Origin of the sequence: Levilactobacillus hammesii DSM 16381 (assembly GCF_001434395.1) — a bacterium.
In the GTDB taxonomy this organism is placed as follows: Bacteria; Bacillota; Bacilli; order Lactobacillales; family Lactobacillaceae; genus Levilactobacillus; species Levilactobacillus hammesii.
Genome location: NZ_AZFS01000061.1, coordinates 249,747 through 263,133 on the forward strand (window position 1 = coordinate 249,747; position 13,387 = coordinate 263,133).

Annotated in this window: 14 protein-coding genes; 5 read left to right on the forward strand and 9 right to left on the reverse strand. The window is 49.8% G+C overall.

Translation table 11 applies throughout. The features are described from left to right. Positions 1–25 precede the first annotated feature (25 nt). The gene (locus FD28_RS09900) at positions 26–499 is read left to right on the forward strand and encodes an S-ribosylhomocysteine lyase (RefSeq protein WP_057734882.1); all 474 of its coding nucleotides are present in this window, start codon (positions 26–28) and stop codon (positions 497–499) included. A gap of 224 nt (positions 500–723) precedes the next feature. Next, complete coding sequence (locus FD28_RS09905) at positions 724–1,722, forward strand: LCP family glycopolymer transferase (protein ID WP_057734883.1); 999 nt, start codon at positions 724–726, stop codon at positions 1,720–1,722. Between the two features lie 97 nt (positions 1,723–1,819). Here the strand turns inward: FD28_RS09905 and FD28_RS09910 are convergent, their stop codons facing one another. The 8 genes from FD28_RS09910 to FD28_RS09945 form a co-directional block, all read right to left on the reverse strand. Beyond that, the gene (locus FD28_RS09910) at positions 1,820–2,644 is read right to left on the reverse strand and encodes a spermidine synthase family protein (RefSeq protein WP_057734952.1); all 825 of its coding nucleotides are present in this window, start codon (positions 2,642–2,644) and stop codon (positions 1,820–1,822) included. A 75-nt stretch (positions 2,645–2,719) separates the two neighbouring features. Beyond that, complete coding sequence (locus FD28_RS09915; RefSeq protein ID WP_235806883.1) at positions 2,720–3,079, reverse strand: fluoride efflux transporter FluC; 360 nt, start codon at positions 3,077–3,079, stop codon at positions 2,720–2,722. After that, complete coding sequence (locus FD28_RS09920) at positions 3,076–3,471, reverse strand: fluoride efflux transporter FluC (RefSeq protein WP_057734885.1); 396 nt, start codon at positions 3,469–3,471, stop codon at positions 3,076–3,078. Before FD28_RS09920 ends, FD28_RS09915 begins: the two co-directional genes overlap by 4 nt. A 74-nt stretch (positions 3,472–3,545) precedes the next feature. Then, positions 3,546–3,809, reverse strand: a complete 264-nt coding sequence (locus tag FD28_RS09925) for a metal-sensitive transcriptional regulator (protein ID WP_057734886.1) — start codon at positions 3,807–3,809, stop codon at positions 3,546–3,548. After that, positions 3,809–4,135 (reverse strand): thioredoxin, encoded by a 327-nt coding sequence (trxA, locus tag FD28_RS09930; protein WP_057734887.1) that lies wholly within the window; start codon positions 4,133–4,135, stop codon positions 3,809–3,811. The genes FD28_RS09925 and trxA overlap by 1 nt, the downstream gene beginning before the upstream one ends. Positions 4,136–4,283: 148 nt before the next feature. Then, positions 4,284–5,684 carry an FAD-dependent oxidoreductase gene (locus tag FD28_RS09935; RefSeq protein WP_057734888.1) on the reverse strand — a complete coding sequence of 467 codons (1,401 nt, stop codon included), beginning with the start codon at positions 5,682–5,684 and terminating at the stop codon, positions 4,284–4,286. Positions 5,685–6,376: 692 nt separating this feature from the next. Beyond that, positions 6,377–7,018, reverse strand: coding sequence for a VTT domain-containing protein (locus FD28_RS09940; protein WP_057734889.1), 642 nt, complete (start codon positions 7,016–7,018; stop codon positions 6,377–6,379). Positions 7,019–7,929: 911 nt separating this feature from the next. Beyond that, positions 7,930–8,784, reverse strand: a complete 855-nt coding sequence (locus FD28_RS09945; RefSeq protein WP_057734890.1) for a DegV family protein — start codon at positions 8,782–8,784, stop codon at positions 7,930–7,932. Positions 8,785–9,403: 619 nt separating this feature from the next. On the opposite strand from FD28_RS09945, the gene FD28_RS09950 reads away from it, so the two are divergent. The 3 genes from FD28_RS09950 to FD28_RS09960 all read left to right on the forward strand — a co-directional run bounded on the left by FD28_RS09950 (position 9,404) and on the right by FD28_RS09960 (position 12,068). Further along, a complete protein-coding gene (locus FD28_RS09950; RefSeq protein ID WP_057734891.1) occupies positions 9,404–10,783 on the forward strand; it encodes an Nramp family divalent metal transporter in 1,380 nt (459 codons plus the stop codon). Between the two features lie 128 nt (positions 10,784–10,911). Further along, complete coding sequence (locus FD28_RS09955) at positions 10,912–11,451, forward strand: GNAT family N-acetyltransferase (RefSeq protein ID WP_057734892.1); 540 nt, start codon at positions 10,912–10,914, stop codon at positions 11,449–11,451. A gap of 44 nt (positions 11,452–11,495) precedes the next feature. Beyond that, complete coding sequence (locus FD28_RS09960) at positions 11,496–12,068, forward strand: GNAT family N-acetyltransferase (RefSeq protein ID WP_057734893.1); 573 nt, start codon at positions 11,496–11,498, stop codon at positions 12,066–12,068. 95 nt (positions 12,069–12,163) lie between these two features. On the opposite strand, the gene FD28_RS09965 is transcribed toward FD28_RS09960, so the two are convergent. Then, a complete protein-coding gene (locus FD28_RS09965) occupies positions 12,164–12,913 on the reverse strand; it encodes a glucose 1-dehydrogenase (protein WP_057734894.1) in 750 nt (249 codons plus the stop codon). Positions 12,914–13,387 lie beyond the last annotated feature (474 nt).

Sequence of the window (13,387 nt, forward strand, 5' to 3'; positions counted from 1 at the left end):
TTTTAATAAGGGAGTTGGCACAATAATGGCAAAAGTTGAAAGTTTTACTCTAGATCACACCGCTGTTAAGGCACCTTACGTACGTTTGATTACGCGCGAAACTGGAACAAAGGGTGACGTTATCTCGAACTTTGATTTACGATTAGTTCAACCTAACACCAACGCAATTCCAACGGCCGGGCTACATACGATCGAACACTTATTAGCCGGTTACCTCCGCGACGAAATGAACGGCGTCATTGACTGCTCACCATTTGGCTGTCGGACCGGATTCCACCTGATTACTTGGGGTGAACAATCCACCGAAGAAGTTGCCAAGGCCTTGAAGGTGGCCCTTCACCGGATTGCCTTTGATACCGAATGGAAAGACGTCCAAGGCACTGACAAGTACAGCTGTGGAAATTACCGTGACCACAGTCTCTTCTCTGCTAAGGAATGGTGCAAGGATATTCTCGACAAGGGGATCTCTAAGGACCCATTCAAGCGCGAAGTCATCTAGTTAAACACACAGACGGAATGTCGTAAATAATCAAAAAGGTGGTCCCGGCGCATAGGCGTTGGGGACCACCTTTTTGAGTCGGCCCTTACCCAAGATTCTAAAGGTTTCGTTTCAATTCGGTTAAGATCACTAAGAAACCGTGAAAACTAAACGCCAGATGCCCCACCTTCACCCGGTATGGCTATACTAGGTTGCGGATTAAGTGATTCAGGGGAGGTCTTATCATGCAAAATACACCATTACCACCACGTCAACGTCAGTTTACCCACCGGCATCATCGTCTCCGCCACTGGCTGCTCGCCATCAGTAGCCTGTTGCTCATTGGCGGTGGCATTTACGGGTGGCACGCTTGGCAAGCCGCCCAGACGACCTTTTCGCACACTTATCGGGCCGACGGGCTCAAACCAAACGATCAGGCCCTCGCGAGTGGCAAGCCCTTCGCCATTCTTCTATTGGGCACGGATACCGGGGCACTGGGACGTCACGATGTGGGCCGTACCGACACCATGATTGTGGCAACCATCAACCCTAAGCAACAAACCGCCAAGCTCACCAGCATTCCCCGAGATACCTTGGTCAACATCTATGGGAGCCAACAGGATGAGGAAAAGATTAACGCCGCTTATCCCCTGTATGGCGCACAAACGACCGTTAAAACCGTGGAGCACCTGGTTAATATTCCAATTAGCTACTATGTTCTCCTCAACATGGGCGGCCTGAAAAAGATGATCAACGCGGTCGGCGGCGTTACCGTTAACCCGCTTCTGACCTTCCATTACGAGCAGGCCAACGTGGTCAAGGGCCATAAGATCCATCTCAATGGGGCCAGTGCACTGGCTTACTCACGAATGCGTGATCAGGATCCTCTGGGTGACTATGGCCGCCAGGCACGCCAACGCCAAATCATTAAGGCCTTAGTCCTCAAGGAGGCCAGCCTGAGCTCATTGACCCGGTACCGCTCTGTTCTGGACTCACTCAGTGACAACTTGCAGACCAACCTCACCTTCAACGACCTCATGTGGCTACGTGCCAAGGATGGCCATACCAGCCGCCACATCCAGTCGCAAACCCTGCAAGGTGAAAATGCCACGCTGAATGGTATCGACTATCAGATTGCCCCGCAGGCCGAAATCAACAAGGTGTCAGCCGATCTGCGGCAGGCATTGGGCTTAACGCCCCGCAATACTTTCCAATCAGACGCCCTAGAACCGGCTGGCTTTTAATCGCAGCCCATCACGCGTCTAAAAAAGTCTCGTTTCGCGGCACCTAATTTGCCGTGAAACGAGACTTTTTTTAATGACGCATAACTGTCGACCGCATTTACTCGGATTTTTTCTGCCGCGCCTGCCAGATGTGCCAGCCGATAATCAGGACGCTGACATCCCCTAACAACGTGCCCAACCCAATCAAGAAGTTGCCGGCCGATGTCACCATCAGACTGGACGTTAAGGGGAAACGTGCTAGCAGTGCAAGTACCGTGGTGATCCAGAGACTGCCGAGAATTGCGGGCAACCATGAATTCGGGTGTTGCCGGTTCTGCCACCAGGCCAAGCCAGTAATCACGAGCGCAAACACGATCAGCGTCACGCTGCCCCCTACCCGCGTCAGATAAATCAGACCACGGGCCGGAACTAGCCGGGCGGCAAGACTCATGGCTGCCAACAATCCCACCACGATCACGAGCCAGCCAATTAGCCGACCGCGAGCCGTAAACCGGTGGGTCAACCACAGCCCCAGTGCCATGGCCACGATAAACAACCCGTACTGAACGGTCACCAGCAATAACTGTAGGGGAACGGCGGGCAAGATGACACCCGGGAGAATCGTACCCAAAGTGAAAAATAACAACGGCACTAAGAGATCCCACGTTTGCCACCAGGGACGCGGCCGTTCCAGCTTACCCAAAGCTATGGCCACGGTCGCTGGACCCCCACCCAGATAGTCCTCAGCGCTTTGACCCGCCGCCTGGGCAGTCGTCACCTCATCGAGAAGCGCCCGCATTTCTCGTTGTAGGAAATTTTCATCCGCATACTTTGGCTGTTCCCGCATGCGTTCAACCAGTTCATCCCAATAGGCTTGGTTCTCTGGATTCAATTGATTACGCATGGCTGCATTCTGTTTAATAATCGTTGCAATTCGCGCCACGACCGCCACTCCCTTCACTAAAATCGTCTGTTTCCATGATAAAGAACTTCCTCACAAAACACCACTGATTTCTCGTTAGCGAAAATGAAGGCCCCACCAAAGGCCCCCAGCAGCCAGTAGCAGGCCGCCAACAACGCTGAGTAACAAGTACCCGATCACAGCGCCAAACCGCCGCTGATCGGCTAACATGACCACCTCGTGGCTAAAGGTCGAGAAGGTGGTGAAGCCGCCTAGAATTCCGGCTCCCAGCAAAACCGTCAGGGGGTGAGCCAATTGCCACCCGGTCAAGCCACCCAGCAATCCGCTACCCAGCCAATTAATCAGCAGCGTGGCTAACGGCCAGTGATTCCCGTACACCCGTTGTACCCAACGGGTCGTCTCATATCGGCCTAGAGCGCCAATCGCTGCGCCTAAGCCCGCAACCGCGGCCATCATGCTTCTTCCACCACGGGGAAGCTGAACCAACGGCGAGCGCTCCAAAAACCTAGCCAGCTTAAACCCAGACCGCCGATTAAGGTCGTTGCCAGATATGCCCCGGCCAGTAGCCAGTCTTGCTGCGTCAATAGCCGCACGGTATCCAAACTAAACGTTGAAAACGTCGTGAACGCTCCCAAACCGCCGACACCCAGGCCCACCGTTAACGCGTTAGGCCACTTATCCGTCACCGTCTCGGCGTGGGATAACCAGGCCAGCAAGCCACTGCCCAGTAAGTTGACCACGATGGTCGCCCAGGGAAAGCCTGCGGTAACGGGCAGGACGGCCCCAATTAGGTACCGACTGCCACCCCCGATAAATGCGCACACGACAATTGCCACAATCTTCGCCACGACTGAACCCACCTCTCACAAAATATTCTCCAATTATACCAAAAAAAGCCGCCAACTTTGGCGACTTTCAGAGACTAATGCGTCTTCACGACCAAATCCAAAGCATCTTGGAGTTCAACCTGCTGGGTTTCGGTCAACTGGTCTTCGGCGACACACTGCTTCACGTTCTCAGCGACGACGACCCCCATCATCCGTTCAACACCGGATCGGACGGCCGCCAATTGTGTCAGGATATCCTTGCATTCTCGGCCCTCATCAACCATCTTGAGGATCCCCTGAAGTTGCCCGTCCGCGCGTCGTAACCGATTTTTTAATTGATTCGACGTTGTTTGGACCATTAGGCGGTCACCTCAGTTAGCTTCTCGTCAATGTACTTTTTCAAAGCAGACTTCGGATGGAAACCGACTACTTTTTCCGTTGGCATCCCGTTCTTAAAGATCACCAGTGAGGGAATACTCATGATGCCTAATGACTGGGCCAGATCCTGGTTCTGATCAACATCCAATGACGCGAACTTAACCTGATCGCCGTAGTCCTTATCAAGCTCCTCTAAGACCGGTGTCTGCATCTTACATGGCCCACACCAATCGGCCCAAAAATCAACCACCGTAACGGCTGTGTCGTCACCAATATGTTCAAAATCCTTACTCGTAATTGCTTGCATGCGTCAAATCCCCTTTTCGTTTTTAATCAGTAGCACCAGTATACCCCCATAGGTATTTTTTGGCTAGTTTTTTGCCTTTACACACGCTTATGAGACACAAAGGGCTCGAGACCTTCGTCCCGAGCCACATGCTAGACACATTCTAAACTTAAACGTTTTCTGGATCGGCATCCATGCCAGCCGTCAACCGTGGATGATTGTTACCACGCTTGGTTTCCTTCTCAACAGCCATCTGGGCAACCAGATTCAAGTAGTTGAAAGGCGCATCAAAGTTAGGATTAAACAGCATATCCACGAAGGCTAAGTCATCAATCGTGTTGCGGTTTTGAATCGCAATTGAGATGGCATTAGCCGACTGGGCAACTTCGTGTTGACTCAGCAACTGAGCCCCCAGAATCCGCCGATTTTGCCGGTTGTAAACCAGGTTGATGGTCAAATCATCCGTCGATGGCATATAATCTGGCCGCCAAGTCCCTTGGTAAGTAACTTGATCCGCATCAAGACCGGACTTCAGCGCATGATCAATGGTTAATCCCGTTGAAGCCAATGTCCGACCAAAGATTTGCATCGCTGAAGTGGCTTGTGTTCCCATGTATTTCTGGATGTTCCCAAAAATGTTAATTCCGGCAAGCATCCCTTGACGAACGGCATTGGTTGCCAGTGGCGTATAAGCTGGCTTACCGGTTGGGTTAAAGTTAACGACACTCGCATCCCCACAGGCAAAGATGTCTGGGTTAGAGGATTGCACGTAATCATTAATGATGATGGCGCCGTGCCGATCCATTTCAACCTGACCCCGTAATAATTCCGTGTTGGGAACAAAACCGGTACATACAACGGCCAAGTCAGCGGTAAAGTTGCCGTTCGTGGTTTCAATGACTAATTGGCCATCTTCATCCCCCGTAAAGGAGGTCACCCGCCGATTCAACATGACCTTAACCCCGTTATCTTCCAATAAGCTAACGATGTGGTCAGAAAGTTCCTTGTCAACGTAATGGTTTAAAATAATATCCCGTGACTGCAGTAACTGTACATCGTGACCCGTCCGCGCATAACTTTCAGCAAGTTCCGTGCCGATATAACCAGCACCTACAATGGCAATTCGTTTGTTGCCCTTGGCAGCCTTATCGATGGCGACCGCTTGCTCGTAGTTCTTGCACATCATAACTTTTTCTTCATCAATACCAAATATTGGTGGCACGGTCACAGTGGACCCGGTTGCCATAATCAATTTGTCATAGGTGTCCGTAGACAGATCCCCAGTATCCATGTCTATAACTTCCAATGACTTATTTTCTGAATCAATTTTAATCACATTGTGTCGCGTCAAAACTTTTGCACCAGCTTCAGCCAATGCTTCAGGTGAAGAATAGAACATATCCTCTAGATGCTTCACTTGACCATCCAAGAACAACGAAATTCCGCAAGAAAGAAACGAAACATTCGTGTGCCGTTCGTAAATGGTTACGTCCGTATCGGGATGATCCCGTAAAATTTGGAGCGCTGCATTTGTGCCAGCGTGTGTACTACCAACAATGATGACTTTCATGTTTACCCTCCTACATGAAAAACGATTCTACCGGTAGTCTACTAGAAAGTTAGCGAAAGATAAACGACTTCGCCTCGAAAAATATTAAAATACTAGTAAAACTCTCACACTTTGTAGACAATGACGGGAGAATGTGCGTTATGCACTAAGTATAGTCCATAATTATATCTGATTTAACCATAAGTTATACGAATCGTAAGCGCTGCCTTTCAAAGTTCTGTAAGGTTAATCCCTATACCCTCTATTTTAACAGCTTGTTCGGCTTTTAGTTACCGTCGATACCGTAATTTATCTTCTCCCTTTTTAAATTGGGCGATTTAAATCGTTTACACGCCATTTTTCGACCCGTGTTGCAGGCCTGATCACGCTATAAGTGGTGCTTTCTCTCGCCTGCCATCCTGTCCTCACTTTTTGCCAAATCCTCGTCCCTATACGCTCAAATTTAGTCATTTATGACCACTTAACTGGAACAGTCACATTTCGCTTGCGAAGTGGCAGGGAGGCGATTATGATACTTATAGTTAGTTCGTGATACGTTCTGACCTTAAGCACTGTGATAGATGATAGGAATCACTGTCTATAGATGCACTCCCCCCAAAACAAGTGATTTATTAACAGATTCCTAATAAGGTCCCGAGTAATCCGCATGTTACTCGGGGCTTTTTCTATACACTCAAAAAGCGCGCCGGCCCCTAGCCAACGCGCTTTTCCTTGATGTATTGAATGGCGCGTTGCCCCAAAAACGGTACCGCCAACAGGGCAATAAACAGCCACGTAAAATTATTTCTAATAAAGGGCGTATTCCCAAAGAAATAGCCCACGGCGCAGCAACTCCCCACCCATAACAAGCTCCCTAACAGGTTGTAGAGGCGAAATTGCCGCCAGGTCATATCAACCGTACCGGCCATGATGGGGACGAACAACCCCACGAAGGGGATAAAACGGCCAACTAACATGGTTTGATCCTGATTGCGATTGAAGGCAGCCGTTGCCTCAGCCACCTTCTGTCCCGGCAATCGCTTGATCAGCTTGTCCTGATAGTTGTGCCACCGTAGCGTCGTAAAGTACTTGATCGCCGAGCCTAGTGTCGCGGCCATGGTAAACATCAGGACCAACAACCAGATGTTGAGCTGCGAACGGGGATTAGCTGAGATTGAACCCACCATAAACAGCAGGGATTGCCCCGGAATAAAGGAAAAGATCAACATTCCAGACTCTAAGAATATGAGGAAGAAAAGTACCGGGTAGATGCCGGTTCCCAGTTGATTAGTCAGTGGTACCAAGACATTAAGCGGATGCCAAATCATGTCCCAAATCTCGAGTAAAAACGTCATACGGAAGCTCCCTTTTTCAGTTAGATTCAGTGCGAACTGAATTCTCTTATTGGTTTTATTCTACCAGTCCTTCACGCACCGAACCATGAAATTCTAGCACGTGGGACCAAATTACCGGTAAATTAGCATCCCCTAACTGGGGCAACCGCGACCACAAATCAAGGTAGCGACGTCGCTTTCAAGTCCCAAATAAACTTGTTTTTGGCAATTAGCTAGCGCGGCAATTAAAGTCTACCCTATCTGCAAGCCTTGCTACCGCTGGATTTAATGAGCTGAGCATTGTGAACGGTTAACGGGTGATAAGTCAGTTTCCTAGGCGAAAATGCCACCCGATAGGCCACGGTTTTAGTCATTTTGCGAAACTGGTGCCGGTCACCCCGCTTGCCATTTCCACCAAGAACCAAACCTGCTCAACTTGCCTGAAGTGTCGCTACCAACTGTCGTTACCGGATCATCCCCTCATTATACGGGGGCCGGCAGAAAACCAGGCTATTTTCACCGGCAGAAAAGCGACCACCTGCAGAAAATAGGGGCCGCCAAACGTTGCCGTTATCACCTTTTCGTTAGAGAAATGGTCATCTGCTTTAATAACTATTTCACTTATACGATTTTTCAGTTGCTGATCAGTAAGCCCCAAAAAGTGTTGCCGCGCAAGGGATAACCCTGTTATTAGTAAATTTGTGGAACCAATCAATTGCACCCAGCGAGCCAAGGCGTTACACTACAAGCAAGTTAGTAACCACGGATGTTACTAGCTGGGTTGTATCAAATTCTTATTACTCTTTTTACGGGCAGCAAGTAGCACTCCCCCAAAGTATCTATATCCTGCTCGTATCCCCCCTCAAGCCGCGATAGCCTTGTTATCGTGGCTTTTTTGTGTCGCAAGCTACCGCATTACTGGTCATACAGTGTTAGTCCAACACCTGAACCCCGACACCAATCAACCCGGGCCCCGTGTGAACGCCCAGTGCGGGGGAGACGTCACCCGCATACCAGTGTAAAACGTTAGGATGGGCTGCCTTTAGCTTCGCCAGTACCGTCGCCCGCAGTTCGGGGTTAACGCCATCACACACCGCCACATTGACGCGTTGCGCATCGCCAATGGCCGCATCGACCAACGCCAACAACTTCGTAATCGTCCGCTTCTCCCCACGCACTTTAGCGATGGGGTAGTAAATGCCTTCCTCGTCACAGGAGATAATTGGTTTGACGTTCAGCAACGTCCCGGCCATGCCAGCAACCTTGCCAATCCGTCCTCCCGCTTGCAGGTATTTTAGGGATGGCACGTAGAAGAAGACCTTCGTCTGGGCCGTAACCCGTTCAACTTCGTCAACAATCTCTTGAAAAGAGTGCCCCGCCGAACGCAGGGAAGCCGCATAAATGGCCGCAAAGCCACTGCCAATCCCGACACTCCTGGTGTTGACCACGTGAACCGTCAAATCCGTGTCAGCGGCCAGCAGTTGGGTCTCCTGATAGGTTCCGGATAGGCCTGCCGAAATGCAAACGGCAATGACGTGAGTATAACCCGACGCTTGAATCCGCTCCAACGCTTCCATAATGTGTTTTCCCGTTGGACTGGCCGTGGTTGCCTTCTCCGTGGCTTGACGCCGATAAAACTCAGTTGGGGTAATCGTGACCCGATCCTCGTAAGCCCGATCCCGAAAAATGACGTTCATGGGCATCAGTGCCATGTCAGCGGCCTGCAGAACATCCGCTGGAACGTCAGAACATGAGTCCACTAAAATTGCAATCTTTTCTTGTGGCATAGGTGTTACCTCGTTTCTCCTAGTATCGTTCTGGGATAATAGTCGTTATTATAACGCAACTATCTAGTTTTGAAAACTAGATCATCTGCTGTTAGTTCCATATGTACCCTTACTAAGCGGAAAAATTTGCCGTTCATGATCTCGCGTGGCGTGGCTTTCACCACACCTGCCACTTTAGCAAAAAAAAATTTACGACGCGCCAAATTAAGTTTTATCTAATTTCGACATTAGTTCCTAACGCCTACGCTAAGTTTCCCCCGCGTATCATCTTTTGTTGTACATTATTGCACACAGTCAATCACCGCAACCATGAAACCGGCACCACACATTTCGCGGACTTCATTACACCCGCCAAATCATCGAATTGACAACCCACAAGAAAAAGCCGCTTCCTTATATAAATATTTTTTTGGAGACCCAAAACTTCACCCCAACAAGGTTGACATTGCGGCCAAATAGCCTATACTTACGTTTGGAAATGAAGTAAGTGATCGACATCAGTTTTCCGATTTTGCTCTTATTTGCACCATCTATTACTGGTTCCGACCACGCACTTACCAGGAAAGACAGAAGTCAATCGACTACCTGAATTTCTAAGCCAATAGAAAAGAGGGATTTTATGAATAATCATGAAACCGACCCAAAGTCCAAGCACCATATGATCGAGTCCACTGGCAATGACCAGAAGAGTCTCGACGAAGTCAATGGTACCGTTGAAGTGCCGCAAAACGCGGGCTTCTGGAGAACCCTGATGGCCTATACCGGCCCTGGCGCCTTAATCGCCGTGGGGTATATGGACCCCGGGAACTGGATCACGTCAATCGCCGGTGGTGCGCAATACAAATACGCGTTACTGACCGTTGTTCTACTTTCCAGTTTGGTTGCCATGCTGTTGCAGGCCATGTCGGCACGGTTGGGGATTGTTACGGGTAAGGATCTCGCGCAATTGACGCGAGAACGTACCGGTAAGAAGACCGGACTGTTTCTCTGGATTGTCACTGAATTAGCTATTATGGCTACGGATGTCGCCGAAATCATCGGGTCCGCGATTGCCCTAAAATTATTATTTGGTTTCCCTTTAATCGTCGGGTTAATTATCACGGCCGCCGACGTCCTGATCTTACTGGTCTTGATGAAGTTGGGCTTCCGTAAGATTGAAGCCATTGTGGCCACGCTGGTTGCGGTTATCCTCTTCGTCTTCTTATACGAAGTGATCTTAGCCAAGCCAGAAGTCACGCAGATGCTGGAAGGTTACCTGCCATCTAGTGCCATCGTCACGAACCATGGGATGCTTTACCTGACCTTAGGAATTGTCGGTGCAACGGTGATGCCCCATGATTTGTACTTGGGGTCATCAATTTCTCAAACCCGGAACTTCGACCGGAGCGACCGCAAGAGTGTGGCTAAAGCGATCAAGTTCACCACGATTGATTCCAACATTCAATTAACGATCGCCTTTGTCGTTAACAGTTTGCTCTTAATCTTAGGAGCCGCCCTGTTCTTTGGGACAAACAGTGAACTCGGCCGCTTCGTTGACCTGTTCAACGCCCTGAGTGATAACCAAATTGTTGGGGCGATTGCCAGTCCACTGTTGAGTATGTTGTTCGCTTTAGCCCTGTTAGCTTCCGGGCAAAGTTCAACGATTACCGGGACCTTGGCTGGTCAAATCATCATGGAAGGGTTCATTAACCTGAAGATGCCACTCTGGGCACAACGGTTACTGACCCGGCTCCTCTCCGTGACGCCAGTTATCATCTTCGCCGTCATTTACCACGGTAATGAAGCGAAAATTGAAGAGTTACTGACCTCGTCACAGGTGTTCCTGAGTATCGCGTTACCATTTGCGATGATTCCACTGGTCTTGTTCACCAGTAATAAGGAACTGATGGGCGAGTTCGTTAACCGGACGTGGTCCAAGGTTCTCGGTTGGATCATCGCCGTCGTCCTCATCATTTTAAACGTTTATCTGATTCTAAATACCCTAGGCATTACCGTCTAGAACTGACACTCGACTTGCAAAGGTCGGGTGTTTTTTTGACTTCCTTTCCGTGGGCGGGTATAACTAAATCTATATCGGGCGGTGTTGGCCAACGGTCCAGTCCCCGCCAAAGAATCGAGGTGCCCACCATGAAACCCCATTTTCTAACCACCCTCACCACCCACTTGATGACCCCCGTCGTGGCTGACGCGCCAGCTTTGTTCGCGCTCATCGACCAAGACCGCGTTGCCCTTTCACGCTGGATGCCTCGTACCGCCAGCATCCAGTCCGTTGAAGACGAGGCCGCCTTCCTTTTGAAATCCTTAGAACGAATCGCGGCCAATCAGTTCTGGCTCGCCGTCATCTGGGTGGGACCTCGTCCCGCGGGAACCATTGACCTACATGCGTTCAAGGACGGTCACGCCGAGATCGGCTACTGGTTGGGCCGGGACTTTCGCGGCAAGGGGATCATGACCCACGTCCTGGGGATCGTTGAGGACGTTGCTTTCAGCCAGCTTAATCTCAATAAACTAGAGCTCGTGATTGCAACGTCCAACACTGCCAGTCAGGCAGTCGCACAACGACGCGGCTTTCATCAAGACGGCATTCTTCGTGAACACCTGCTGACCGCAGCGGGCAACTATGACGATGCGATCGTTTACTCAAAACTAAAGCGTGATCTTCATTAGTAACGCTAGCTTTCCATCACAAAATACTTAACGAGGTTCTGCCCATGACAACATACAATGTTTCTCCGACGATCCAATTAAAATCACCACGGCTCAGCGATGCGCCGGCACTGTTTGACTGCGTCGCGGCCGATCGCGCGTTTCTTGCCCAATGGCTCCCTTGGGCAGCAACCACCCAAACAGTAGCGGATGAAACCGCCTTTCTCAAATACTGCCAAACGCGCATCGCCGACCATCAACTCTGGCTCGCCGTCATTTGGGTGGCTGATCACCCGGTTGGCATGATCGACCTTCATGATTTTCAGGATCAGCATGCATCTGTCGGTTGCTGGCTTGATCACGCGCAACGTGGTCAAGGGATTATGACGCAATGTCTGGCCGTGGTTGAATCGATTGCGTTTAAGACCCTCAACCTACATAGCATCCTCCTACTCGCAGATCCTGAAAATCACGCCAGTCGTGCGGTCGCGGAACACCGTCGTTTCCACCGTGACGGTACCCTTCGTGACTATATTCCGACTGCCCTGGGCGATTACCATGATGCTGTGATCTATTCCAAACTCAGCCGTGAACTCGGCACCTCAGAAGGTACTGAGCCAAAATCTCCCCTTCCTTAAACGTCAAATTTATGTCGTCCAAATCACACCCATAGAAAGCAAAAAAAGTGTCTGGGAAATGATCCCAGGCACTTTCGTCTTGTTTTAGAGTTAGGTTAGGCCCGTTGCCCACCATCGACCGTGAATTCTGCCCCATTAGCGAAGGTAGATTCATCACTGCCCAAGTAGACACAAACTTCACCGATATCTTGTGGCTTACCTAAATGCCCCACTGGAACCGTCTTAACGATTTGTTCCCGAGCGGCATCTGGAATGATGGCCGTGTCAATCCAGCCAGGGTGGACGGAGTTAACGCGAATATCCACACCCCGTTGTGCTAAGTTCAAGGCGGTCGCATGGGTTAACATCCGGCTCCCACCCTTACTTGCGGAGTATGCTGGCGCCATTGGCAATCCAATCAAGCCCGCCACGGAGGAAACGTTGATGATGGAACCCTTGGCATTGTTGGTCTTTTGCATAGCCTTAATCCCGGCTTTTTCACCTAAGAAGTTGGCCGTCAAGTTGATATCGATCACCTTTTGCCAATCTTCTAGTGAAAGATCTTCAATAGCTGTGTTAACGCCACCAATACCGGCGTTATTAACTAAAATATCTAACTTGCCAAACTTTTCAATTGTGGCATCCACCACTTTTTGCCAGTCGGCTTCTTTGGCAACATCTTGTTGAACGAAAAGACTGACATCGTCCCCGAATTTTTCAACGGCGGCATGACCGCCATCCACGTTATGGTTAGCCGTAATCACAACTTTGGCTCCTTCACGCACGTAGCATTCAGCGATACCTAATCCGATACCAGCAACCCCGCCGGTAATAATGGCAACTTTACCCTTCAAACGATCTGTCATCTTAAAATCATCCTTTCGTTATTTCCTATTGTTCAGAATATCACATTATGCCTTTAGAGGAAAATGTTTTGTCTGAATCATTGTGGATTTTCACCATTTTCTACTAAATCCACCGATACACACGGCCGCAAACCAACGATGGCAAACCGCAATGTCTGCTCTAGCAACAACAGTTGGTATACGACTAGGCAACATAGTGGTCCCTTCGCCTTACCGGTCGGCAGATATGGACTGGAACGGTGCGGGCACAACTTGAAGCCTCGAAGACCACGAGTCTACAAGCTTGGCCTTCTTCTAAGCTGGAAGGACCCCCAGCTAAGAAGAACGACGCGCCTGAGCCCATATCTGCCGACCTCCCGGCTTATACAGTGTTTTTAGACGACTTTGAGAATAACTGTAACAGTCGTTATCAGTTGGACTCCCAAATGTCGGTAGTTATCACTCACAGCCATTTTCGTGATAAAACACAATCAG

Bases quoted from the DNA above. Each gene is read 5' to 3' on its own strand.
- FD28_RS09915 (WP_235806883.1), bottom strand. From the start codon at position 3,079: ATGATGGCCGCGGTTGCGGGCTTAGGCGCAGCGATTGGCGCTCTAGGC.
- FD28_RS09950 (WP_057734891.1), top strand. From the start codon at position 9,404: ATGAATAATCATGAAACCGACCCAAAGTCCAAGCACCATATGATCGAG.
- FD28_RS09960 (WP_057734893.1), top strand. From the start codon at position 11,496: ATGACAACATACAATGTTTCTCCGACGATCCAATTAAAATCACCACGG.
- trxA (WP_057734887.1), bottom strand. From the start codon at position 4,135: ATGCAAGCAATTACGAGTAAGGATTTTGAACATATTGGTGACGACACA.
- FD28_RS09955 (WP_057734892.1), top strand. From the start codon at position 10,912: ATGAAACCCCATTTTCTAACCACCCTCACCACCCACTTGATGACCCCC.
- FD28_RS09965 (WP_057734894.1), bottom strand. From the start codon at position 12,913: ATGACAGATCGTTTGAAGGGTAAAGTTGCCATTATTACCGGCGGGGTT.
- FD28_RS09935 (WP_057734888.1), bottom strand. From the start codon at position 5,684: ATGAAAGTCATCATTGTTGGTAGTACACACGCTGGCACAAATGCAGCG.
- FD28_RS09900 (WP_057734882.1), top strand. From the start codon at position 26: ATGGCAAAAGTTGAAAGTTTTACTCTAGATCACACCGCTGTTAAGGCA.
- FD28_RS09945 (WP_057734890.1), bottom strand. From the start codon at position 8,784: ATGCCACAAGAAAAGATTGCAATTTTAGTGGACTCATGTTCTGACGTT.
- FD28_RS09940 (WP_057734889.1), bottom strand. From the start codon at position 7,018: ATGACGTTTTTACTCGAGATTTGGGACATGATTTGGCATCCGCTTAAT.
- FD28_RS09925 (WP_057734886.1), bottom strand. From the start codon at position 3,809: ATGGTCCAAACAACGTCGAATCAATTAAAAAATCGGTTACGACGCGCG.
- FD28_RS09905 (WP_057734883.1), top strand. From the start codon at position 724: ATGCAAAATACACCATTACCACCACGTCAACGTCAGTTTACCCACCGG.